General features: G+C 56.7%; 16 protein-coding genes. 4 read left to right on the top strand and 12 right to left on the bottom strand.

The window, feature by feature from the left end; translation table 11 throughout:
- Positions 1-35 precede the first annotated feature (35 nt).
- Together FJ434_RS27325 and FJ434_RS27330 are read left to right on the top strand one after the other, a co-directional pair.
- On the top strand, positions 36-746 hold the full coding sequence (locus FJ434_RS27325; protein WP_140752677.1) for a methyltransferase domain-containing protein: 711 nt from the start codon (positions 36-38) through the stop codon (positions 744-746).
- A gap of 145 nt (positions 747-891) precedes the next feature.
- Positions 892-2,868 (top strand): acyltransferase family protein, encoded by a 1,977-nt coding sequence (locus FJ434_RS27330; RefSeq protein ID WP_140752679.1) that lies wholly within the window; start codon positions 892-894, stop codon positions 2,866-2,868.
- A gap of 165 nt (positions 2,869-3,033) precedes the next feature.
- On the opposite strand, the gene FJ434_RS27335 is transcribed toward FJ434_RS27330, so the two are convergent.
- From FJ434_RS27335 to FJ434_RS27375, 9 genes are all read right to left on the bottom strand, one after another.
- Positions 3,034-5,055, bottom strand: a complete 2,022-nt coding sequence (locus tag FJ434_RS27335; RefSeq protein ID WP_140796820.1) for an acyltransferase family protein — start codon at positions 5,053-5,055, stop codon at positions 3,034-3,036.
- 275 nt (positions 5,056-5,330) lie between these two features.
- Positions 5,331-6,926: a hypothetical protein gene (locus FJ434_RS27340; RefSeq protein ID WP_140752683.1), complete on the bottom strand. Its 1,596-nt coding sequence runs from the start codon at positions 6,924-6,926 to the stop codon at positions 5,331-5,333.
- Positions 6,919-7,329: a GtrA family protein gene (locus FJ434_RS27345; protein ID WP_181166155.1), complete on the bottom strand. Its 411-nt coding sequence runs from the start codon at positions 7,327-7,329 to the stop codon at positions 6,919-6,921. The genes FJ434_RS27340 and FJ434_RS27345 overlap by 8 nt, the downstream gene beginning before the upstream one ends.
- A 7-nt stretch (positions 7,330-7,336) precedes the next feature.
- On the bottom strand, positions 7,337-8,305 hold the full coding sequence (locus FJ434_RS30545; protein ID WP_210242200.1) for a WxcM-like domain-containing protein: 969 nt from the start codon (positions 8,303-8,305) through the stop codon (positions 7,337-7,339).
- Between the two features lie 81 nt (positions 8,306-8,386).
- The gene (locus FJ434_RS27355; RefSeq protein ID WP_140752687.1) at positions 8,387-11,200 is read right to left on the bottom strand and encodes a rhamnan synthesis F family protein; all 2,814 of its coding nucleotides are present in this window, start codon (positions 11,198-11,200) and stop codon (positions 8,387-8,389) included.
- Positions 11,197-12,753 (bottom strand): class I SAM-dependent methyltransferase, encoded by a 1,557-nt coding sequence (locus tag FJ434_RS27360; RefSeq protein ID WP_140752689.1) that lies wholly within the window; start codon positions 12,751-12,753, stop codon positions 11,197-11,199. Before FJ434_RS27360 ends, FJ434_RS27355 begins: the two co-directional genes overlap by 4 nt.
- Before the next feature lie 19 nt (positions 12,754-12,772).
- Positions 12,773-13,792, bottom strand: coding sequence for an NAD-dependent epimerase/dehydratase family protein (locus FJ434_RS27365; protein ID WP_210242201.1), 1,020 nt, complete (start codon positions 13,790-13,792; stop codon positions 12,773-12,775).
- A 171-nt stretch (positions 13,793-13,963) separates the two neighbouring features.
- Entirely contained in the window at positions 13,964-14,230 is a 267-nt protein-coding gene (locus FJ434_RS27370) for a hypothetical protein (protein WP_140752691.1), read from the bottom strand.
- 194 nt (positions 14,231-14,424) lie between these two features.
- Entirely contained in the window at positions 14,425-16,404 is a 1,980-nt protein-coding gene (locus FJ434_RS27375) for a hypothetical protein (RefSeq protein WP_140752693.1), read from the bottom strand.
- 213 nt (positions 16,405-16,617) lie between these two features.
- Between FJ434_RS27375 and FJ434_RS27380 the strand changes: the two genes are divergently transcribed.
- Positions 16,618-17,052 carry a VOC family protein gene (locus tag FJ434_RS27380; RefSeq protein ID WP_140796821.1) on the top strand — a complete coding sequence of 145 codons (435 nt, stop codon included), beginning with the start codon at positions 16,618-16,620 and terminating at the stop codon, positions 17,050-17,052.
- 188 nt (positions 17,053-17,240) lie between these two features.
- Here FJ434_RS27380 and FJ434_RS27385 read toward each other — a convergent pair whose 3' ends face one another.
- The 3 genes from FJ434_RS27385 to FJ434_RS27395 form a co-directional block, all read right to left on the bottom strand.
- On the bottom strand, positions 17,241-18,629 hold the full coding sequence (locus FJ434_RS27385; protein WP_140752697.1) for an FAD-binding oxidoreductase: 1,389 nt from the start codon (positions 18,627-18,629) through the stop codon (positions 17,241-17,243).
- Between the two features lie 70 nt (positions 18,630-18,699).
- On the bottom strand, positions 18,700-19,500 hold the full coding sequence (locus FJ434_RS27390; protein ID WP_140752699.1) for a DUF2182 domain-containing protein: 801 nt from the start codon (positions 19,498-19,500) through the stop codon (positions 18,700-18,702).
- 26 nt (positions 19,501-19,526) lie between these two features.
- Entirely contained in the window at positions 19,527-20,153 is a 627-nt protein-coding gene (locus tag FJ434_RS27395; RefSeq protein WP_140752701.1) for a DUF1326 domain-containing protein, read from the bottom strand.
- A gap of 783 nt (positions 20,154-20,936) precedes the next feature.
- On the opposite strand from FJ434_RS27395, the gene FJ434_RS27400 reads away from it, so the two are divergent.
- On the top strand, positions 20,937-22,385 hold the full coding sequence (locus FJ434_RS27400; RefSeq protein WP_140752703.1) for a TolC family protein: 1,449 nt from the start codon (positions 20,937-20,939) through the stop codon (positions 22,383-22,385).
- The last annotated feature ends 15 nt before the right edge of the window (positions 22,386-22,400 follow it).

The raw sequence follows: 22,400 nt of genomic DNA on the forward strand, positions 1-22,400 counted from the left end.
TCAAGTGAGCAGCCCTCCTTTTTTAGGACTCTTGAATGACCTTCTGTTCGATCTGCGGCAGTAGCGACTTCCAAGACAGGAGCGTTCTCTGGCCTGAACTCATCGCGGAATGGAGGCTTTCGCCGGAGGAGGTACGCTATGTGGATTTGCAGCAAGGTCGGACCTGTCTCGGATGCGGCGGGAACCTTCGTTCCATTGCCTTGGGCCGGGCACTGATTTCTGTATGGGGCGCCGGGCCGGTCCTCGCCGAATTCACTTGCAGCAATCGGGCGGCAGGGCTTTCGTTGCTTGATCTGAACGGGGCCGCCGGCCTCTCTGATACGCTCCGGGGGATGTCAGGATACCGGTCTGCCAGCTACCCGAAAGAGGACATGCAGGCGTTGAGCTTCCCGGAATCTAGCTTCGACGTGGTGGTTCATTCCGACACGCTGGAGCACGTGCCAGATCCGATGGCTGGCCTAAGAGAATGCCTGCGAGTTTTGAAACCGGGTGGCAGCCTCTGCTTTACCGTTCCCATTATCGTCGGACGCATGACCCAGAGACGTGACAACCTCCCGCCCAGTTATCACGGTGATCCAACGCAGACCGGCGAAGACTGGCGAGTTTATACCGAGTACGGCGCCGACGTCTGGTGCGGGGTGATCGAGGCAGGTTTCGAGGGAGTCAGTCTAATCGCGGTCGAGTACCCGGCTGCGATTGCTCTCACCGCTAAACGCTCATCCGGCGTTAGCCGCCGAGCGCCATAAGTTTCTCGCAACGTTGCGGCAACGTGCCAAGGATTCTTTTCAGGCCAGAGTGTGATATCCGGCGCTGGCAGATTGGTTGGGCTTGCCGTATGGTCAGTCCTTCCGGCCTCGCGAGCAGGTTGATGATATTTAGGATCCTCGGATAATGGTGGGCAGCGGCCGTCGATGGCCTACAGATACGGTAGCTACCCCATTCTCAATTTTGGTTCAGAGAACAGCACAGCGCACGTCATGGCCCACTGCGATCCAGTATAGAGGCGACATAGACGGGCTGCGTGCCGCCGCAGTGATCTTGGTCTTAGGCTTTCACGCCTTCCCGCATTTTGTTCCCGGTGGGTTCCTCGGCGTTGACGTGTTTTTCGTTATCTCCGGCTTTCTGATCACTTCGATCATTGTCAGCGACACATTCACGTACAAGAATTTCTACGCGAACCGGGTGCGTCGAATATTCCCAGCACTTGCCTTGGTGCTGGCATTTGCTTTTGCCATGGGGTGGACTTTACTAGATCCCGAAGAGATGACAAGACTTAGCAAGTCGATTGTCGCCTCGTCGCTCTTTATTCCGAATTTCCAGTTCTGGAGCGAGGCGGGATATTTTGATGCCGCAGCGGAGACAAAGCCGCTGCTCCATCTCTGGTCGTTAGGTGTCGAAGAGCAGTTCTATCTTGTGTGGCCGCTGTTTTTAGGGGTGCTGATCAGGTTCAAGCATCCCATTTTGGCAGCTCTTATCCTAGTCACGCTGGTGTCTTTCGCGTTCGGTTTTTTGTTGTCCCTCCGAGATCCTACCGCCGCATTCTATGCCCCTTGGGCAAGAGCCTGGGAGCTTTCGCTGGGCGGAGTTCTAGCGGCACTTAATCTTCGCTATGGCCACCTTGGCTACGACGTTGCGGGTTATAGAACCGACATTGTCGGGGTCACTGCGGTCCTCGCGATATCAGCGGCGGCATTGTGGTCCGGCTCAACGTCTCCACTTCCACACCTTGTTGCATCTGGTGGGGCAGCAGCGCTGATTTGGGCTGGACCGAGAGGGATCGTCGGCCGACTGCTTGGCGGCAAAGTCTTGGTCGCCGTTGGGCTGATTAGCTACCCGCTATATCTGTGGCACTTGCCGATCCTAGTCTTCGCAAGGTTGCACAATGGCGGCTCGATTCCGGTTGCGCAAACCCTCGCCTGCTTGGGAGGAAGTTTTTTCCTGGCAGCAGCCACGTACTGGTTGATCGAACGGCCGATCAGATTGGGGACCTGGAACAGATGGAGCGTTGTTCCCTTGGTAGGCGCCATTGTCCTCTTGGGGACAGTGAGCTTCGCGGGAGTCTCCACGCAGGGGTTTCCGCTGAGATTTCCGGAGGGAGTTCGCGAAGTTCTCGCCTACGGCCACTACGAATATGCAAAAGAAGGTCGAGCTCTGGATTGCTGGGTCAGGGCTGGAGACCCATTTGAAGCTTTCAATTCGAAGTGTTTTCTCAAATCTCCGACAGCCGGCCGGAAAAGAGTGATTGTATGGGGAGACTCCCATGCCGCGCGGCTCTACGCTGGGATGAGGCCGACGCTTGCGAGCGACCTCGACATCGCCCAATTCACTAAAGATAGCTGTCCACCTCTACTGAATTTCGCTGGACCATGTGGCGAAAGCAACCGCGCCGTCCTGGACGAAATCCGACACGGCCAGCCGGATACGGTCGTGCTGTTCGCGGCTTGGGGATTCTATGGCGACTGGAAAGAAGGTACACAACTCGAGGGCGACCTGGCAGCGACAATAGCAGGGATAAAGGCTGCTGGGCCCGCAAGGATCGTGGTCGTCGGTCCCGCGCCTCGGTGGTCGGATGCATTGCCCAAACTCGTATATTACGCCTGGCTGAACGGCGGAAAGGAATTACCCGACCGTCTCAACGGTGGATTTAGTCCGGATACCTTTGCCACGAACAACAGGATATCCGCCATCGCCAAAGCGGCTGACGCCGATTATGTTTCGCTCGTCGATTTGCTTTGCAAGGATGCTGGCTGTTTGACCCATGTCCCGGGAAATCTGAGCAAGCTCACGTCTTGGGATTACGGCCACCTCACCACTGATGGTGCGGCCCTGGTCACAAAATACATGGTTGAACGACAGCTATTACCCTGACTGCCACCCGAAACTTGGCCCGCTTCTCGGGACCTGATCCGAGCACCTCTCATGTCATGCTATGGCTGGCCACTCGATCGCTGGCAGTTCTGCGAGGAAGCCGTCGACGGTAGGAACCTCGCGATCGCCAGCCGCCACTTTGTCAAGTTCGCCATAGGCAAGTTATCATTTCGATCCCATAACCCAGTCAAAAGTTTCTCGGTTCGCGTCAATGACGGCTCGAACTCCTGCGGGTAATAAATGATTGATATCTCTGTATAAAATTGCGTTGTGGCGATACGGGCGGCACCAGGTGTCATCACACATAGCAGGTACAGGATCAATGATCCTTACGTATGGGAATTGGGCTGCAACTGCCTCCAGCAACTGCATTGCGCCGGTCCGTCGATCCTTTGACGCAGCTTGAGTAACCGAGCATAATTCGTCGACATCAAAACCATATCTCAATGCTCTAACGACACAATCCGGAGCGAAACGAGGCATCTCTGGGACAGGAGCAAACAGCGCGATCCTTTCGACCCCCAGGGAATGAAGTTTCTCTATAGTTTCCGTGAGCTTGCGCTGATAAAAATCGCGCTGCGCGGGAGCTGGCGCATCAGCGCCTAATTCAGCAAGGAACCTACCTTGTTCTCCGGGTCCAGGTTCGCCCGACCATTTCCCATACATTGTCCAGAGGGAGATCAAAATTGCACTCTTGGCATGAACATCGGTCTCCAATTGTGCGAGACCGCGCGACTTTAGGTCGACGCAGTTCGCTTCCGTAGTAGCCTGAAATCCGACTACTCGAATATCGAAAATCGATGGACAGTTAGGAAGCATTAGGCCGGCCATTGCGGGATTGTGATACGCGGCCTCAATAGCTCCGTAACTTACGCCCGCGTGAGAGTCCCCAAACACCAGGATTGGTCTTTTCCCATCGAGATAGGTTAAGCAAGCAGTTGTGCTTTCGATGACACCTAAATTGCAAGCCATTCCATTCGACGGGTAGGGTTCGATACTGGCAAGCAAGGGGGACAAATTCACCACAATCTTCGGAGCCAAATAGACGAATCCCAGGCCGGCGATACAGGCAATAATACAGGCAACTACCCCATTGATGGCTGGATACCAGCCAAGTCGGTATTTCCCCTTCTCTCGTCGCCATGTGAGAATCGGCCGCTCGATCCAGATGTGAGTGCAAATCGCGAGCGCAAAGGACAAGACGCCGACCGCAGCCATCCATTTCGGGCTCGGGTTTCCGAAGTTGTAAATGCGAGCCAATGCAAGAGCAGGCCAGTGCCATAAATACCAAGCGTATGAGACAACACCAATGCCAACCATTGGTGGCGTCGCAAGCCACCAGGTCCCGACACCGCGTCGCAACGCGACGCCTGCACCAATTACCATCGCGGTGCCGACGACGGGAAGCATCGCCCAATAAGACGGGAAAGGTGTTTGTGAGTTGAAACAGAAAACGGCATAGGCAATCAGCACGATACCGAGCACGCCGATCACTTCGATTGCAACCGCCGGCAACCTTTGAAGATACGACACCGCCCCCAAAATCGCGCCCCCGACAACAAATTCCCATGCGCGGAACGGCATCAGATAGAAGGCGTAGTTCTTGGTGATGCCCGTACCTGTATAATAGATGCAGCCCACGAGTGACGTGATCGCGACCACGACGCCGAAGCCGAGGATCGAGATTCTCAGTCGGTACGCCAACCAGAGTAGGAGAGGTGCGAAAAGATAGAATTGTTCTTCCACAGAAAGCGACCAAAGATGAAGAAGAATCTTCGACCCGGACTCCGTATCGAAATAACCTTGCTGGTCGAGAAATAATTGATTAGCAACCATTCCAGCAGAATAGATAACCTCCTGCCCGAATTCTTCAAATTCGCTTGGAAGTACAAGGACGTAGAGGGCTACAATTGTGCTGGTTAAGACAACAAGAAGGTATGGTGGCAGTATCCGCAGCGCCCGTCGCGACCAAAAATCAGAAAAAGAAAATGAGCCCTTCTTCAATCCGAACAAAATCTGATTTATGATGAGGAAACCTGAGATGACAAAAAATATATCTACGCCGACGTACCCGCCTGATACATATGGAACACCCAGGTGGTAAAATACGACACTTGTTACAGCAATGGCCCGAAGTCCATCCACAAAACGGAAATACGAGCTTCCATTAAGGTCATTTGAAATCAAGTCTAAACCTCATTGCCTCGCCGACAGCTGGGCGCGTTCTAGTCCTACGCTTAGGCATTTTCATTGAGTGTCAATGAGAAATTCCGCGCTGACGAGGTGCATGGATATCCAGTGACAATTTTCTTGGTGGGAAGAACCGGTATTCCAAGCGTATCGATGTCCATATTGCGCGCACCACACATCTACTCGCTGTGATACGGCCGGCTACCTCGTTGGCTCGCTTCATGAATTCGAACAGTCATACTCGCCTAGCTCGCTTAGATCGTTGGGTTCGGTTATCGAACGCCAATCCTCTTGAAGATCAAGATACCCCCACCGAAAGCGGCATCGGGTATTAGCGCTGGATCAGAAAATAATCCGCTCTGCCTAACGGCGTCGACAAAGCGTCGCCGAAACGCGGCACTCGCGGTGGGTAGGTTTGGAATGACGTCGGTGAAATCAGGTGTATAGGCGACGACTATATCTGCCTTCTGAATTTCTCGCTCATGCTCATCAAAATCTGCGCTCAATTGCGGAACGGTCCAGCGAGGAAGGGGAAGTCCCTTCTGGCGGTAATTGAATTCTAGTGTCAAGAAATTCGAGTAGTTTGAAGATGTCGAAAACAGGATAGTTTGATCGTCCACGTTATCGCCAATAATTTCGGTCATCTTATCGACCAATGCATGTCGGCTATTTGCTTGCGCTGTAGTGACGTATGCGTGTGACATCGTGAATTCCCACTCAAACTGCCATAGCGAAACCGCTAGAACCAACGCGCAGAATGCTGTCGAATAGATGCGCGGCAAGCTGCGCGCAATTACAGTCGCCGCTAGCGCGGTAGACACTAGCAGTGCAGCAGCGAACGGAAATCCGTGCGGGCCCTTAAAGGTGGGGATTGTGACTGCGACATAAGCGATGAGCACAAGCGCAACAACCAATAGTGCTCTTCGCAGTGCTGTTATGTCGGCTCCGATCCAAAGGACTATGAAGGCGAGAAGGGCGACAACCGGCGCACCGTAAACCCACCAGCCAATCGATATTTTCCCGTAGTATCCTGTCAGGTAAAAGTTGAGGGTTTCGGCAAGAGGAAGAGGATGAACCCAGATATCAGCCTGGCTTCCCAAAACTACGGCATATATATATGAAACAACGCCATCTAGGGAGAAGGCATAGTACGGCAAGCTTATCGTTATCGCCAAGCCGAACACGACTATGGCGGAATAAAGAATCGCTTTATATTCTCTGTTGAAGGCTGCGGGAAGAGATATAAGCAGCACCGCGATACCATAAAGCGCGAGCGTGAGCGGAAATATCGTCGGCTTTCCCCATAGCGACAAACCGCAAAAGATGCCGCCGATTATTTGCGCTCGACGGTTCGCCACCCAGTCCGTTCGCGTGACGATATAAACGGTGCCAATGGCGACAAGCAGTGCCGCAAGCATGTCAGGACGAAACCATATCAGCGTCATGCCGATATACGGGCCGCACCAAAGAGCCGAAAGAAGCAGTGTGGACTGCGCTATCGTTAGGTCTCGTGCAACTGTAAGAAATAAACGTGAGAAAAATAAAAGTATGACTGCGTTCGTTACCGCTCCTATCCAATCGTGAACGCCGAAAAGCGCAAGTCCAGCGAAGGCTGCGCCTGTCGAAATCGGAGCGTGAGGTGGGCCGGCGAGATAGGTATCGAAAAGGCCGGTGAAGCCTTGAGTATCGAAGATCGAAAGATAGTACCCACCCTGGTTGAGGTAGGAGACGTCATCGAAGGTCGGTGGGAGAGCCAACCTGCCATGCTGCAACGACTGCCGAATCATCAGCGCGCTGAAGAACGCCGTCACTATCGCACCCTGTAGCCATAACGATCCCGAACTTCTCTGGACGCTCCTGTCAGTCATTGTCTATTCCCTCATGAATCTTGGCGGCCAGCACTTGCGCAGCAGCGGAGCGCAAGATCATATATTGTAGTGGAATCGCGGTAATGATTACGACAGCCATAGCAAGAAACGCTGGCAGAGCGAACATATTTACCAGTATATTCAGTGCTGTAAGGCCGTAGAAATATTGAAGGAGGTATGAGGCAATCACGGCTGCCGCCATTCGCTTGCTGTGCCCCGATCTAAAAACAAGAAAAGTGTTTAAAAGGTACGCGATGATAAGACCAACGGAATAAGACAGCGTGTAAGAGAGTGATGAAGGGTAGGCCTGATTGAGTATTAGAAATAAGGTGTAGGTAAGTCCGGTATTTAGCGCGCCAGACCCAAGAAATCTGATTATCTCCCATACCTTTTGTTGGGACATCTTTCGATCAATCGGCATTTGAACCGGAACAACGCTTCTGAAATTCCTCGTATGTTCGGATATAATCCGTCGGATCATAGAAGTGAGAAGAAAAAACCAATAAGACCGATTCTTTAGAGTATTTATACTGAGTCCCCCAAATCATCTCAGGCATGTAGATGCCCATTCCAGGGCTGTCCAGAATTAATTCTCGGCGGAATTTGCCATCATCAAGCAGTACTCCTACAGACCCCTTCAGGCAGATCAGGAATTGCTTGCATTTTTTATGGGCGTGTTCGCCCCTGACTTCGCGAGAGGGGACGTCGAACACCACGAAATATCGTTGAGGTATAAAAGGAATGTCACGCTCGAACTCGCCGGCGGTAAGGCTGCCGCGCATGTCGGCCACCACTTTAAGATCATGCAAGGTGGCGCCGCCAACCCCCAAGTCCTGCACACCGCTCGCAATGGCACCCTGAGTCGGAGACAACGAGACGGGCTTGGACATTTGTCCGCCGCCTATCTGGACGTAGCCTTTTATTCGAGCTGGGTTGCCGGCTACGATCGCGTTCGGAGGTACACTTCGCGTGACGACTGCCCCGGCGCCGATCATCGCGCCAGGTCCGATCTCGATGCCGGGCAGAATGGTGGCATTGGCGCCTATGGAGGCGCCTTTCCTAACCATCGTCCTGTGAAAGGCTGTAGGATAGACCTTGCTGCGCGGAAACCGATCATTGGTAAACGTTGCGTTGGGACCGACGAACACGTTGTCTTCCAGTGAGACGCCATCCCACAGCTGAACGCCGCACTTGACGGTGACATTATCGCCCACAACAACATCGTTCTCAATGAAAACTCCGTCGCAGATATTGCATCCTTCGCCAATCTTCGCGTCAGGCAGGATATGGGCAAACGCCCAAATGCGCGTCCCTTTGCCAATCGTCGCACTTTCGCAGAGTGCTTTTTCATGCACGAAAACGTTGTCCATCTCGATCATTCGGCAGATCCCCTAATCACGTTCTGAGGATTGGAAAGCACGCGGGGCCGGAAGCTCTTTCGGCTGCCAGCCTAATTCCTGTTACCAGTTCGTGCCAGGCACGCGCAAACCAGCGGTATCGAATCCGGCCTTGCGCGCAACAAAAGGCAACAAGCGCTCGATCGCATGGAGGACGGTGCCGTCATAGGGAACGGGCTCCGATGGGTAGTCATTCCAATCGAGATCCAGTTCGAGTAGCGGAAACAACACCTTTGGTCGGCACCAGAACATGGTCCCCAGCGGAAAATCGAAAAAGTCCGCCAGCGGCGTGGTGATGCCCATCCGTCTTGCCAAATCTTCAGCGATTTCTCTGTTGTCGTTCCAACCGACGAGGTGTGGATCCTCCGCCATCAAAAGACCTATCACCGGGTTCGATGCGAAGACTGCTGCAGCCAGGTCGAGCATCGCATGTTCGCCGCCAACCAAGTTCTCCCAAAGGAAGTGACGCCATGCCTCACCCATAGCCGCGTCCGTGCCCACGCTCTTCTTGGCGTGGACGTGGCCGATTAGATTGTAGCTGCCATCAAGCAATCGCGGTAAGAATTCAGTAAGAAGCGGTCCGACATCGCGCCCCCTGTTGGGGACGATTTTGATTTCAACCGAACCGTGGTGGTCGCCAAACGCGGCTCGAAGATGTCGGGCTTTGGCATCGGTGTCCGTGGACAAAAACAGATCGCAGCGAGTGCGGTTACGCTTGAGCCGGAAAGCCAGGTCGTCAGCCAGATCTTCATAGTAAAAATGGGCATGAAGGGCCACACGCTGCATACCTTCCAAGGGCTGGTAAACACCGTTGGTAGGTTTGAAAACGTCCCGGGACCAAGAGCCGACGGGCCGCCCGGCGCGGAGCCAGTGAGCCAAGGGATGGGCTTGTCCCGGGCCGCACTCTTCTGGATTCGCTTGTGCATAGCTTTGCAGATTGAAGCCCGGACAAGGACGACGGAACTGTGGATTGGCTGTTGAATCGGTCGAAAGGCCCATGATGCTCCATTGCTGGAGTGTGCGCCGCGCAGCTTCCAACTCGTCGACGGGCGCCATACCTGGAGGAAGAACCATATCGAGATCAACAGCAGTAGCCTCCATCAGGGTGGCAAGATCCTCGTCATGGAGCGCTGCCGCAGCTGTTTTGCCCCATTCATCGACTTTTTGAACATACGTGTTCATGTTGTAAGCCAAATGTCCTACCCGCGCCACTTCGGCTCCCAAGGCCTTTGCCTTGTCGCGGTCGTCTGCCAGCCCGCACAGGATGACGGCAGCAGCATGAACGTCGAGATGAGGCGCGATGAGAGGGCGTGTCGCAACGTCGGCGCCTAGGATTTCCGCTGTTCCACAGGCGTCCTGGAAGCACACGGTCGGTATCCCACGCACAATCGTATCGATCGCCACATTTGGCTGCGGATCGAGGCGGGAACTGAGAAAGAAGGCGTTCGCAACGGCATATGCTGGCTCCAAATCGGATACCGCATCAAGCATGACCAAGCTATCTCCTAGATCCGACTTGGCTATCTGATAGGCGAGATACGCGGAATAGCCACTGTCATGTTCCGGATCGTACCCATGACCGATCCAGACAAATCGAAAGCGAACATTCGGTCGCAGTCGTTTCGCTGTGGCCGCTGCACTTACAAAAAGATCAACGCCCTTTCGAATATGCACCGAGCCGGCGCCAAGCACTAGAAAGGAGTTCTCCTCACCTTCGGGCTGCAAACGAAGCAGGAACTCGTCTCTTTTTTTGTCAGTCGGCTCATGAGCTAAGGATGTCGGGGGCGTATCGCTGCGCCCCTGAGCCATGACATGAATTCCGGGGCGCTTTTCGAGGCCAGGAAAGGCATCATACGAAGACTGCGCAACGATCTGGGCTGGAAATACGATATGCTTTGCCCAGTCATAAACGTTACGCATCTTGGCTACAGGACGCGTATAGGCAGCAAATTCGTGCACCAGGGCAACGCTCGGCACCCCAAAGGACGCCAAGGCAGGCACCATGATCTGCGTCTCTATACTGTTGGCGATGGCATAAAGTGGCTTGAATTCCTCTACGATTCGCTTGGCTAGGCGGGTTGCATCCGCAGCGTGCCAGTCCTCCCATGTCAAAGGACCAACGGAGGAGGCAGCAACAGCGATGAAGTCGTTTTCCAGTTCTCCACCGCGCATCATCAGGGAGACCACCGTTGCCTTTTTCGCCAGCTCCCGGGCAAGGTTCCAGCCCAACATCGGCGCGCCCGTTCTCGAAGCCTCATGAGAAATCAAAAGCACAACCGGTTTTTCGGATTGCGGCAAGGGCGGAAACTCTAACCTGTCAACGACGGACACTCCTCGCCGACCTTCGCGCCGGCCATGGCGGTCGAAATGCAGTAAAGGCGAAAACCCAGCGCTCGCTATTTCTGGGTACCGTTCTCGATAATAAGCCGCATCAAACAAAGGCGATGCGCGCCAGCCCAACGGCTCCCCGACCAGTGCATAGTGCAATACAGGGTCCATGCCGGCAGGCAAACGGTGGGCGTAAAATTCAGCATCTAAAGTCGGCGACAGTCGCAAGTCCGCAGCGACCTGGTCGGCCTCGTGTCTATTCGCGGGCAGCGGTCCCACCAGAGCAGAGAGTTCTAGCCAGACGTATGCAGGCGGCTTGAAAATTCCTGCCGCCTCGTAGAAGGGACGCAAGAAATCGCCGTTGAATCGCGCATTCGGCTCCAGCCCAATCCGCCAGCCAATTTCCGCATAGTGTCCCACTGGATCCCGCAGTTCCGGCCGGCCAAGGGAGGAACGATAATAGTCGGCATCCACGAACCCTGTCATTTCCAGCATAGCGACGAATTCCTGGCGAATTTCATCAGCTATTACGCTATCACGACTCTTCATTGTGTGCGTCCCGGTCCAAGAACTCGATTACGGACAAAGGCGCGGAGTGGGCGAGGAAAAAGCCGCGACGCGCTGAGTACCCCAAAGCGTTTCAGGATGGCCTCGAGGCGGCGCCGCAGGCCAAAGTAGCGTTGCTCCCATTCGGCAGCTTTGCGCTCCAATTCAGCATTCCGCTGTCGTAGTTCGTTGGCCTCCGTAGCTTGTCTGAGGCGCGATTCAGAGAGGATATTTGCGTGTCGAAAAGACGTTCTCAACACGTCTCGCTGCACGCCTGCCACGGCCAGTTCCGAGCGCACTTGTGTCAACTCGGCCCGTAGCCGCTCGAGTTCAGCCAAAGGTGCGGAGGCTGATTGAATTTCGATTGCCGCCCCATCAAAGGACCCGGTGGGATGCTGCTGGTCCTTAGCAGTTTCGGCAACGCTCCGCGGCTCCTTAATGTCCGCACGGCTCGCCGACTGAGCCAAACCAAAAGCGGCTTCCGTTTTTTCGACTTCTGCTTTGATGGTTTCCCTCGCCGTTTGGATACCGGAAACTAGCAATTCCGACTGCTCCATATGGCCGCGAAGCTCCGCGTGAGCGCCACTTCCTGCTTGCGCCAAGTCAGCACGGCTGTCCGGCGGAGCCAAGGCCAAGGCAGCTTCCGCTTTTTCGGCCCGTTCGATTTGTGCTTTGATGGTTTCACTAGCCGTTTCAATCTCGCGGCGGAGACCGGAAACCAGCAATTCCGTCTGCTCCATGTGGCTGCGTAGCTCCGCGTGAGCGGCCGCGCCACTCTCTGCTTGCGACAGAATTTCGCCGATCTCGCTTGTTTCGATGAACAACGAATTAGGAACACTGGGAAGGTCCGATTCGGACGCAATCGCAATATTGTAAGGCGGCCGAGGCAAGCCGTGACTGACCTCGTAGTGCTTCACTCCTCGTCGCTCGAACGTTAGCGTTCTCGATATTCCAGCCTCGTCATCTGCGATGAGCGTTGAACCGAGCAGCGGTCTCTGCAGGAGTATCAAGACATTGCGGAATGCCCCCTTCAGCAGGGCTTCGAACTCGACACGCGAGAGTTCGTGCACATGATAGGGATTGGCAGGGCTTCCGAGCGGAGAATAGACATCTCGTTCAGGAGACGAAAGGATGAGAAAACCGTCTGGTCGCAAAACGCGCTGAACCTCTGCGATAAACAGATCATGTTCAAGAAAATGCTCGAGCGTTTCGAACGATACGACCACGTCGACACTTGCATCTCCCAACGGCAACTTGCGAGCGTCTCCTTGCTGATAGCGAAGGTTGGGCGCGACATACCCCCCCTGGGCGTGCTCTACTGCCTCGTCGGACAACTCGATGCCAACAACCGATCGCGCGACTTGAGCCAAGAGAGCGGAGCCGTAGCCCTCGCCTGATGCGACATCGACAACATCCAGGTCGCGGCAAAGAGCCCGGGCAAGAAAATAGCGATGAAGGTGCTCAATCTCCACCTGACCCGCCGTAGCGGTTGTCAACCGTTCGCCAGTCCACTCTAGTGCTTGCCGCGGCAGGACCCGTTCAAATATTTCTCCCATTTGATCTCCTCTCACTGATCTAGGGTGCCGCGCCACTTACCGCTGACTTGTCACGATGCGTCGCGCTACCACCAAGATCCGCAAGTGTCTGGCTCAAGCCTTCAGAAAAGGAGAGGATTGGTCGCCACCCCAACACTTCCCGAATAAGGGAGATATCGAGCACGCTCACTGGAACATCAAATTTCCGACCGCGCTCATAGCGAACATCCAATTTATGGGGGAGCTTTGATTCTAGTTCGGTAATGACCCCGTTCAGGCTGACGCCTTCGCCGCTCCCGATGTTGAATACATGATGGCTGTCGAGCGGTGCTGCGCGCGCCAGCGCAACCAAGCCTGCTGCTGCATCGGAGATGTGAATGAAATCGCGTACGACTTCGCCATCCCCCCAGACGACTATTGGTTGGTGCGACAATGCGTGGTGTAGGAACGTGGTTACCGCACCTAGGCCTTTTGCAAAATTCTGCCCTGCTCCAAAAGGATTGGCCAGACGTGCCACACGACAGTCGAGACCATACAGGGCTCGATAGGTCCCTAGATAAAGTTCAATCGCAGCTTTACCTGCGCCGTAGACGGTAATCGGGTTTAAACGGTGATCTTCATGCACCGGAACGCGCAGCAGTTTGCCATAAACCGTGCCTCCGGACGAAGCGAAGATCAGCCTTGGCGCCTGCGCCCCTTTTTTTCGAAGCGCCTCTAGCAAACCCAGCGTTGACGCCACATTGGTCGACAGATCAAGGGTGGGATCGTTGTTGGCGCTGGCAGGAACGGATGACCATGCATAATGGTGAATGACCGTGACCCCGTCGATGAGGCTATCCCATTGCGCGTTGGCAAGATCGAAACTCCGCCAAGCGATTCGCTCGTCAAGCACAGGCGTAAATGTCGGCTTCGAAAGAGAGCGCCCAGCTAGGACAACTTCATGCCCGCTTCGCACCAGGAGTGCAGCAACATGTCGGCCAATGAAGCCGCTTCCTCCGAGAATCAGGTGGCGTTCCACGACGCTGGGCTTTTCTACCTGAGATGACATGCGGATATGCACTGCCGCTCCGAATACGGTTGACTGCAATTGCGGGAAACAGCATAGAACCGCAATTCTTGACGGGCAGGAGTACAAGTCGCCCTGCCCAAGTAGGGCCGTACCCTGACTTCGCCGGCGCGTCAAAGCATATTGGTGACGGATGGATATTATCAGAGCCGTCGCATATTCTGCTCAGGAAGCTATCAGCGAAGCGGCGCAGCCGCAGGACCAGTCAGGAGCGGAGCGCGAATCCGTCGCAATCTTGCGCAGGTCCGCCTCGGTGGCGCCGGCCTTCACATAGCGGCGGAAATTGGCGAGCGTGACGCCCTTCATGGTGGCGCCACCGGTGAGCATTCCGTCCCCGACCCGAACAAGCCCGAGGCCGTCATTGCCTATGAAGAGCAGGTCGCTCGGGACATTCTGGAAAGTGGCGTCTTGAAGATCGACGGCTTTTCCCATGGCTTCTGGCGCGTTCCGGCCGGCTGGACGTATCAGGATGCCTTTCGAGCTTCAGTCCGCTCAAACCACCCCTACAAACCCGATATGAGCGCCGGCCGCTCTTTGAAGTAGAAGCTCGTTACAGGGCGGAGCCGGTTGTTGTCGAGTCACGGCTTGCTGTCGCAAAAAGACCGTAGAGGCCTGTTTCCGGCGCGCTATTTGTCAAACCGGAACAGCAGCCACTCGCCGGCCTTTAGGTCCGCTTTGGCCCCAGTCGGGTCCCATTGCGGCGGGCGACTGCTGTTTACCAGATACCATCGTATCCCGGCTCGTTCCAATAGTGACCCGGCCTTGTCGTAGCTGCTTGCCTCCTCCACGGACTTGAGGAGAAGCTCCCGCTGCTGAACTGTTTTCGCCAAGCTGTCCGATCTTAGCGAGTATACTTTCACTCGACTTACGAAGGCGGGCATGCCTGTCAGAGCGGTGACCACGGTCGCTTGATCCGCGAGCGTGACTTCCGGGTCAGGCCTGTCGAAGGTAAGAACATCACGGGGGCCCGCGTGAATACGAAGGTGCTCGGCGAGAGAAAAAAGCGCGGGGTCGACCCGGGTATTGAAGAAGTTCGCCGCCCATGCAAATCGGGGCGTCGACATTTGCCGGCCAAAGAGCAGGGGAACGGCAATAGCAACGACCCCTGCCAAGCAGAAAACTAGATTTGCAAAGGTCCTGTTCGGGGGCGGGAATAACCGTCTGCAAAGCTCGACGACAGGGAGCACGGCCCACGGTACGATTATCGCATAGACGAGCACAAAGCCACGATGTTTGAATTCGGTGATGTCACCAGTCCAGGGCGGAGGTGCCAGAACTGTGACTGCGACAAACGACAGCACGAACAGGCCTGGAATGAAATCCGTCAGCTTTCCCTCATGACCGAAGAGCTTCTGCGCGAGATACGCGGCATAGAAGAGCAATGGAGCGCCAAAAGCACTGAGTAGCAGCACAGCGACGCCAAAGATGGCGGCAAGGACGACACTGTGGGCCTTCAGCAGCGTGTAAACGGTGTCCGTCCGCACCATCGCGTCCTGATGCTGGATGACGTCGAGATATGGAAGCAGATCCAAGCGATAGCCAAGCGCTTCCCGTAGCGGGGCAACGAGGACGAAGGTCACGAGAAGGGTAAGCACAAGGGCGATAGTTGCGAGCTTGACTAGTTGCGTCTGCAACGAAGCGCCGCCCAATCGAGCGAACGTGACCGCCGCCCACACAGGTGCGAAGAGCATCGTGCAATGGACGCGCAAGAGAACCGAACAAAGCCCTAGGACCGCACTGCCGACGAGCAGGAGTTTTCGCGGCCGCGATGTCCACAGCAGTAGTAGGACTGTGGCAGCGGACACGATTCCGATCCCGTACCCCGATCCTGGTGCGGTTACCAGGAGCCAGTGAAAGCCGAAGAAACCATTCCCGAGCCAGTAGAATGACGGATCAGGAACAGCGGTAACAGCCGCGACGCTCGCTATGGCAAGCGTTCCGCCGCGCAGTGCCGTTGCGACCGCAGCGACACCAAGCGTCAGCATGAGGAAGGACATCCCCAGCCAGGTTGAGACAGCCACCTGCAGTGGCGTGGCGTTCGAAAGGCTGGCGAACGTCGCAGGCAGGACATAACTGGCGAGATGATAGAATCCGGGGGCGACATCAACCATTGAGGCGAGCCCGCGCCCGAATGCGGCATAGGGCCCGAACCTGGCGATCTCTCCGGCGTGAATGAAATAGTCTGTCCAGGCCGGAAAACGGCCTGTCACCACTAGGACGTCGGCTGCTCGACTCGTTGGCAGCGCCCATGCGTAAGAACTGGCGCAACATAGCAGGAAGAGGCCCAGTTCCTCTAGACGGGTCACGCGGAGGCCCGTGCGTGCAAGGCCGGGAAGGACACACACGGTAATGGCGAGGCTCCAAGCGGTCATGGCGCTCCAGGCGGTGAAGCCTGCCCAAGTGATTATCGGCAGGAGCGCCAGGCTGGTGGCTGCGATCCCGATGACAGTCTCAAGCATAAGGGCGGCCGGAAAATCCTTTGCGCGAAGGAAACCAAGCGCCAAGGAACCTGACCAGATCGTAGAGATGCACCACCACCACAAAGTGAGCCATTCGGGGATTCCGCGGACCGCGCTCGGATCGAGTGCGCCGATCATCGCGGCCATCGCCAATCCGGAAACGACTCGCGTGACAAGCGTTGCCGGCTCCTGATCTGATTTTGCTGCGTGCATTGGTTGTTCTATCGATCGTCGGTGTGATAACGCGCTCCTTGTCACGCCGACGGCTGTCGGACAAGGCCATAAAATGCGAAGGCGCTGCGCGGCTTCGCAGAGCCTTCATTGCGACAACGGGAAGGAAGGGAGATCAACATGAAAACCTTGCCGAAGGTGCTCGGCCCAACTGAACTCTCCAACAGTTTTCTCGGCAATCTCGTTCAGGTTTGCGTGTTCACGCGCGATTATCGCCGCACGCTCGAGGGCTTCATCAATCTGGGCGTCGGTCCCTGGACGATCCGCACCGTCGATTCGTCGAAGAACATCGAGGTGATCTATCGCGACCTACCGGCCGACTTCTCGGTGAAGCTATGCCTTGCGAACAGCCAGAACATGAATTGGGAGATCATCGAGCCGTTGCGGGGCCGGTCGATCTACGCCGATTCCTGGAACGGCATGGTGATGGCCTCCAGCACCTTGCCTTCAGTCGCAACTCATCGGCTACGCCGAGCGCGTCCGCCAGTTCGAAGAGCGCGGCTACCGGTCACTGCAGCACGGCGACATCTTCGGCGGCATCGAGTTCCATTATTTTGCCGCTGAGGACGATTTACGCACCACGATAGAGATCTACCGGGTGCCCTCAGGTTTCGTCTTTCCTGCGCCTGAAGAATGGTATCCGGGGCCGCCGCCGGCGGCATCATAGGCGCGGGAATGCCACGGCGCAGGGTGGTGCCGGCTTCGCCTTGCCGCTTGCTAGTCTGTGTAGGCCTCGGTGATTCCCATCTCCGTCAGGCTGCGGCGGCCTTGATGTTCTGGTTTAGGCTAAAGAAATTCGTTGGATCGTATTTCCGCTTCACCTTGGCGAGCCGATCATAGTTTTGGCCGAACGACCTCCTGATCACATCGTCGCCTGCCTCGCTCTGAAAGTTCAGGAAGTGATTGCCACTCGAGTATGGCTCCAGAGCTTCGTACATCGCCCTCGCCCAAGCGATATGTGTGGCGCTTTCGGCCGGATCGGACCATTGCGCAGTGATGCCGATGTTGTATTCGGCCTGGCGCTGGGCGAAGGCGGACTCAGCAGCGCCCACCCGACCGGGCGCACCGCCATAGAATTCGATCACCACCGCCGAGAGGGCTGATTGCATGCGGTTGCCGTGCTCCACCAAAAGATCAATGACATCATCGGTCAGCTTGGGCACGAAACTCGCCTTCCAGTAATTGTGAGAACCGTCCGGGAAAGCCATGTTGAGAAGGCCCTGCATCGCAGGGAAAGGCATCGGCTGGATTGCGTCGAGGGCTGGTGGCCCATAGGCGCGCAGCGGCGCCAGTACGCGTTCTCCCTCGGCCATGTCGCCGCTCCAGCAGCCAACCATGGCCACGGCCGGCATCCCATCCGGCGTCGTCACCATGGCAGCATAGGCGGTTAGTTCCTCAGGTGCCGTTGCCATGAAGTCGCGGTAGAAACGCAGCATCTCGCCGGCCCGCTCACGGGGATGCGCGATCAGTCCACCGAGGACCATGGAAATCGGCTGAGCCCGAAAGCGGAAGCATGTCACGATGCCGAAGTTGCCGCCGCCCCCGCGAAGCGCCCAGTACAGATCTGGGTTCTCTTCTGCACTGGCCGAAACGAGATCGCCCGCTGCCGTGACAACCTCGAACGAAATCACGTTGTCGCAGCTTAAACCGTGCTTTCGAACCAGCCAGCCGACGCCGCCACCGAGCGTTAGCCCGGCGACGCCTGTCTTCGAAACGACGCCTGTAGGCACGGCTAGCCCGTGCAAATGGGTCTCCCGATCAAGATCGCCGAGCATCGCGCCGCCCTGCACCTGGACCGTTCGCGCTCGCACATCCACAAGCACCCCTCGCATGGCCGACAGGTCGATGACGATACCGTCGTCGCAGAGCGCCCGTCCTGCAACGTTGTGGCCACCACCGCGCACCGCGACGAGAAGGTCGTTCTCGCGGGCAAATTTCACCGATTGGATCACGTCAGCCACACCGAGGCAGCGCACGATCAGCCCCGGACGGCGGTCGATCGCCGCATTCCAGATTTGGCGCGCCGTGTCGTAGTCAGGATGCGCTGGCTGGATAATCTTTCCGGCGAGACCGGCAGCAAACTCTTCGACTATCGCAGAAGCAATCGGCGCTCCGTTGCGGTTGCACAGCCTTGTCGCCATCGCAAATCTCCATTGTTGTGTTTTGGGTCGCTCCAAATTCCGAGTGTGTGGCCGTCGGAGTCAAGCTTCGTCAGTTCATTGACATGGCGTGCACCACCGGAAATGTGGGCAGCAGTTGTGGAAAGACCGACACTGCCGCACCGTAGAGCAGCAAAGCGGTACCCGACAGCTTTGCTATTCTCTCTCCTCCCGGGAAGGTCTTTTCCGCAAAGATCAGCAGGGTGACCATGGCCATGGCCGCAACATTCATGATCCCGAGAGGAAAAAGAGCAAGAAACAAAAGCCAGCAGCAGCCCAGGCAAAAGAGCCCATGCTTCCAGCCCATGCGCACCGCGCCGGATTGTCCATCGCGCCATGAGGTGAGGATGAAACTCATTGGAGTACGGCATTTGGTCAGGCAGAGATCCTTAAGCGGCGAGAGTTGATAGGCGCCAGCAATGATCAGCAGCACGCCGCCGATGCGGGCGGCCGTCGCCGCGGACATTCCCGCCTGCGCGGCAATCATCTCCGCACCCGCCGCACCGGCAAAGACGAACATGCCCGCCGCACCCCAGACCAGCATGTAGCCCCCCACGAACACCCAGGTTGAGACAAAGGTCTCACCGCGCCCCTGCCGACCGGCCTGGACCTGGTGAAACGTCAAGATCATAGGAGCCGCCGTCGGGAACATCATGGCGATCATCATGATGATCCAGACTGCAAGGAACAGCGGCGCATTCATGCCCATGGTGGGCGTGTTCATTTCCATCGGCATGTCCATGCCGCTCTGCTGCCAGATGAGCATGAGCCAAGCCGCCGCCGCGAAGGTGATCAACAGCGCGACAATGACGTTTCGCTGCAGCGTCAGCGATGGAGTCCCCGCATTGGCCATGGGCGAGCCCCGTTCCGAAGCGCGGCCTATTGTTGGCCAGACCAATTGATCGGAGCGTAATGCCCGTTTCGGCGGGAATTGTCCCAGCGCATGCCGTGGTCGCTGAACGTGCTGCCCTGCACGCCCATCGCCATACCGAGCCAGTCGGGGTTGACGGGATGGCCGGTTGCGGCCCACATCTCGCCGTCCTCGCGCATTGTCGGCAGCGGTTCGACCGCTATCTGCATGACACCCGGAATCTCCACCGACCGCTTCTTGCCGTCGATCTGATACTTGATCGGCACCTTCCTGGCTCCCAGGTTCGTGCCGATCAGGGGCGCGAGTATAGCCATTGGGCCACCGGCGGCGCCGGTGAAGATCGCCCCCAGCGCCTCCATCTGCCCTTCATCGGCCCGTTCGTCGATATAGGCGGCAGCCGTCCAACTGCCGTCCGCCATCGGACCCGGCGTGTGAGCAATCATTGCAACGTTGAGGCCATCCAATCGAGCGTCACCGTAGTTGCCCGTCTCGATATGGAAGGCCATGGCGACCTCGCAAACGCCTCGCGTCGGCCTTGATGTCAGCTGCGCGTTGGGCGACATCAGACAGGGACATACGACGTCGCAGCTACAATTCTCGAAATAGTTTCCGGACAATTGCCAACCGGTTGCCATCGGCTCCTCCCCATCGTGAGGCGCGTCGGCGTATCGCCGCTTTCTTGGCAGGTGGCGCCGCTTCACCTCAATTGGCGGGCGGCAAACAAGCCAACACGGCGAACGATCGGCGCGCTAGACCAGTCAATTCAGGCTACATCGTTGCCTGGAACTGTCAAGCCGCAACCGCCGCCAGCACCCCCGGCGCGGGTGCTTGATCAAGTTTGTCCCATTGCGTGTCCTGCTATCTCAATCTCTTTTATAAGCAAGCGCAATTCGGTTGGGGGTGCCAGAAGGAAAGTTCGAATAGCTTCCAGGAAGCCCAGCCAAGCGCAGACTTCATTGAGACTGAAGCACGCACCGAATCGACCCTGCACCAACCAAGAAGTGTCCCGCTCGGCCGTGCCTCGGCGATCTCGCCAGCCACTTAGATGTCAAAGCGCGACCAGAACATGTTGGCAATGGGGGTGGCCGGACAAAACCCTCCTTCGGGTGCCCTTATTGCCTGCACGAGAGCAACCTTATTTGCAGACACCCGTCAGCATGTTGTCAGAACAGGCTTGCTGTTTGCCATCTCCATATCTTGTTGTGGTGCTTCAAGTTTCGACGCCGGCACTTGATCCCTCCGACATCTCAAATGTGTGCTATTTTTGCTACATTTTTTGGCCGTCTGCCCAAAATCTATCGTTTAGTCACAGCTTAATAATGAAACGTCCACGTTAATTTGTAAGATAGCGAACAAAGCCAGGCGCTCCGAGCCCGGCTGGGGCGCTCTTGAAAGGGCGGGGAAACGTGGGTGGGAAAATGAAGACGACAGGTCTGTCGACCAAGGTCATGGGCGTTGGCCTCTTGATGACGGCTACCATGCTGAGCTGCTGGGGCGCGCATGCATTGACGCTCAAGGAGGCCATGGCGGTTGCGGTGGAATCCAACCCGGAAATCGGCCAGGCCATCGAAAACCGTGAGGCGATCGAGTTCGAGCTGCGGCAGGCGAAAGGGCTTTATCTCCCAAGCGTCGACCTGCAGGCATCTACTGGTGCTCGCCGCTTGGACAACTCCTCCCGCCGCGCGCTCTCCATCGAGCACGATGCGCTTTATCCCGCGGAGACCGATCTGACGGTTTCACAAACGCTTTATGACAGCGGCGCAAGACGAGCCGAACTCAACCGTCAGGCCTCGCGAGTCGATGGCGCCTCGTTCCGCGTGCTGGAGCGATCCGAGTTCATCGGGCTGTCGGTTGTCCAGGATTACCTGGAATACATGCTTCAGGGCTCGATCGTGGTAGAGGCAAAGAAGAATCTGGGCTTTCATCAAGCGATTCTCCATGACATCCGGGAAGGCATAGCAGGCGGCGGGTTGAACGAAGCCGACCGGCAACAGGCCGAGGAGCGCTTGTTTGCGGCCAAGGCCCGCATGCAGGAAGCCTCCGAGGAACTCGAGGCCTCGAGGATACGCTTCTTCAAGACAGTCGGGAAACCGCTGACCAATGCTTCGCGGCCTGGCGATGTTTCCTCCGCGCTGCCAAGGTCCCTCGACGACGCACTGGGCATTGCGCGGGAGAACAATCCGCGCGTCCACATGGCCAATAGCGATATTGCGGCCGCAGCCTCGCAGGTTGACGCCGCTCGGGCGAAATACGGCCCTTCGATCGTCGCCGAAGGCACCGCCCGGGCCGGATATGACATTGACGGCGACAATGGAGATACCTCCGATTTGCAGGCACGATTGGTGCTGCGTTGGAACCTGTACCGCGGCGGCATCGACAAAGCGAATGAGCAGGAGCAAATCCGCCGCGCCAGCGAGCAGCGGCTTGGGCTGCATCAGGTTCTGCGGGAGATCGAAGAGGCCGTTCGCACGTCCTGGGATCGCCGCTTCCGGCAAGCCGATTTGGCAAAGACCCTGAAGCTGCAAGCCGCTTCCAGCGAGAAGCTGGTTGCCTCTTATCGCGAGCAGTTCAAAGTCGGACAGCGCTCGCTGCTCGATGTGCTGGATGCGCAGAATACACGGTTCAACACAGCAACGTTGGCGGACACCGCGTCCTACGCATCCCTCTTTGCCCAATACCGGCTTCTGGCAGCGACCGGGCAGTTGCTGAAAACGATGGACATCCATCCGCCAAAGCAGGCCACGGCCTACGCCAAAGACGAATTTGCTGTTCCGGCGAACGCGGACACCGAAACCTATGCACGGACCCCGTCCGAACAGACGAACAATATACCTTTCGACATCCTTGCCCCGGTCAGGAAGAAGTGAGTTGGTGTAAGGGAA

This window comes from Mesorhizobium sp. B2-5-13 (genome assembly GCF_006440535.1).
GTDB lineage: Bacteria > Pseudomonadota > Alphaproteobacteria > Rhizobiales > Rhizobiaceae > Mesorhizobium > Mesorhizobium salmacidum.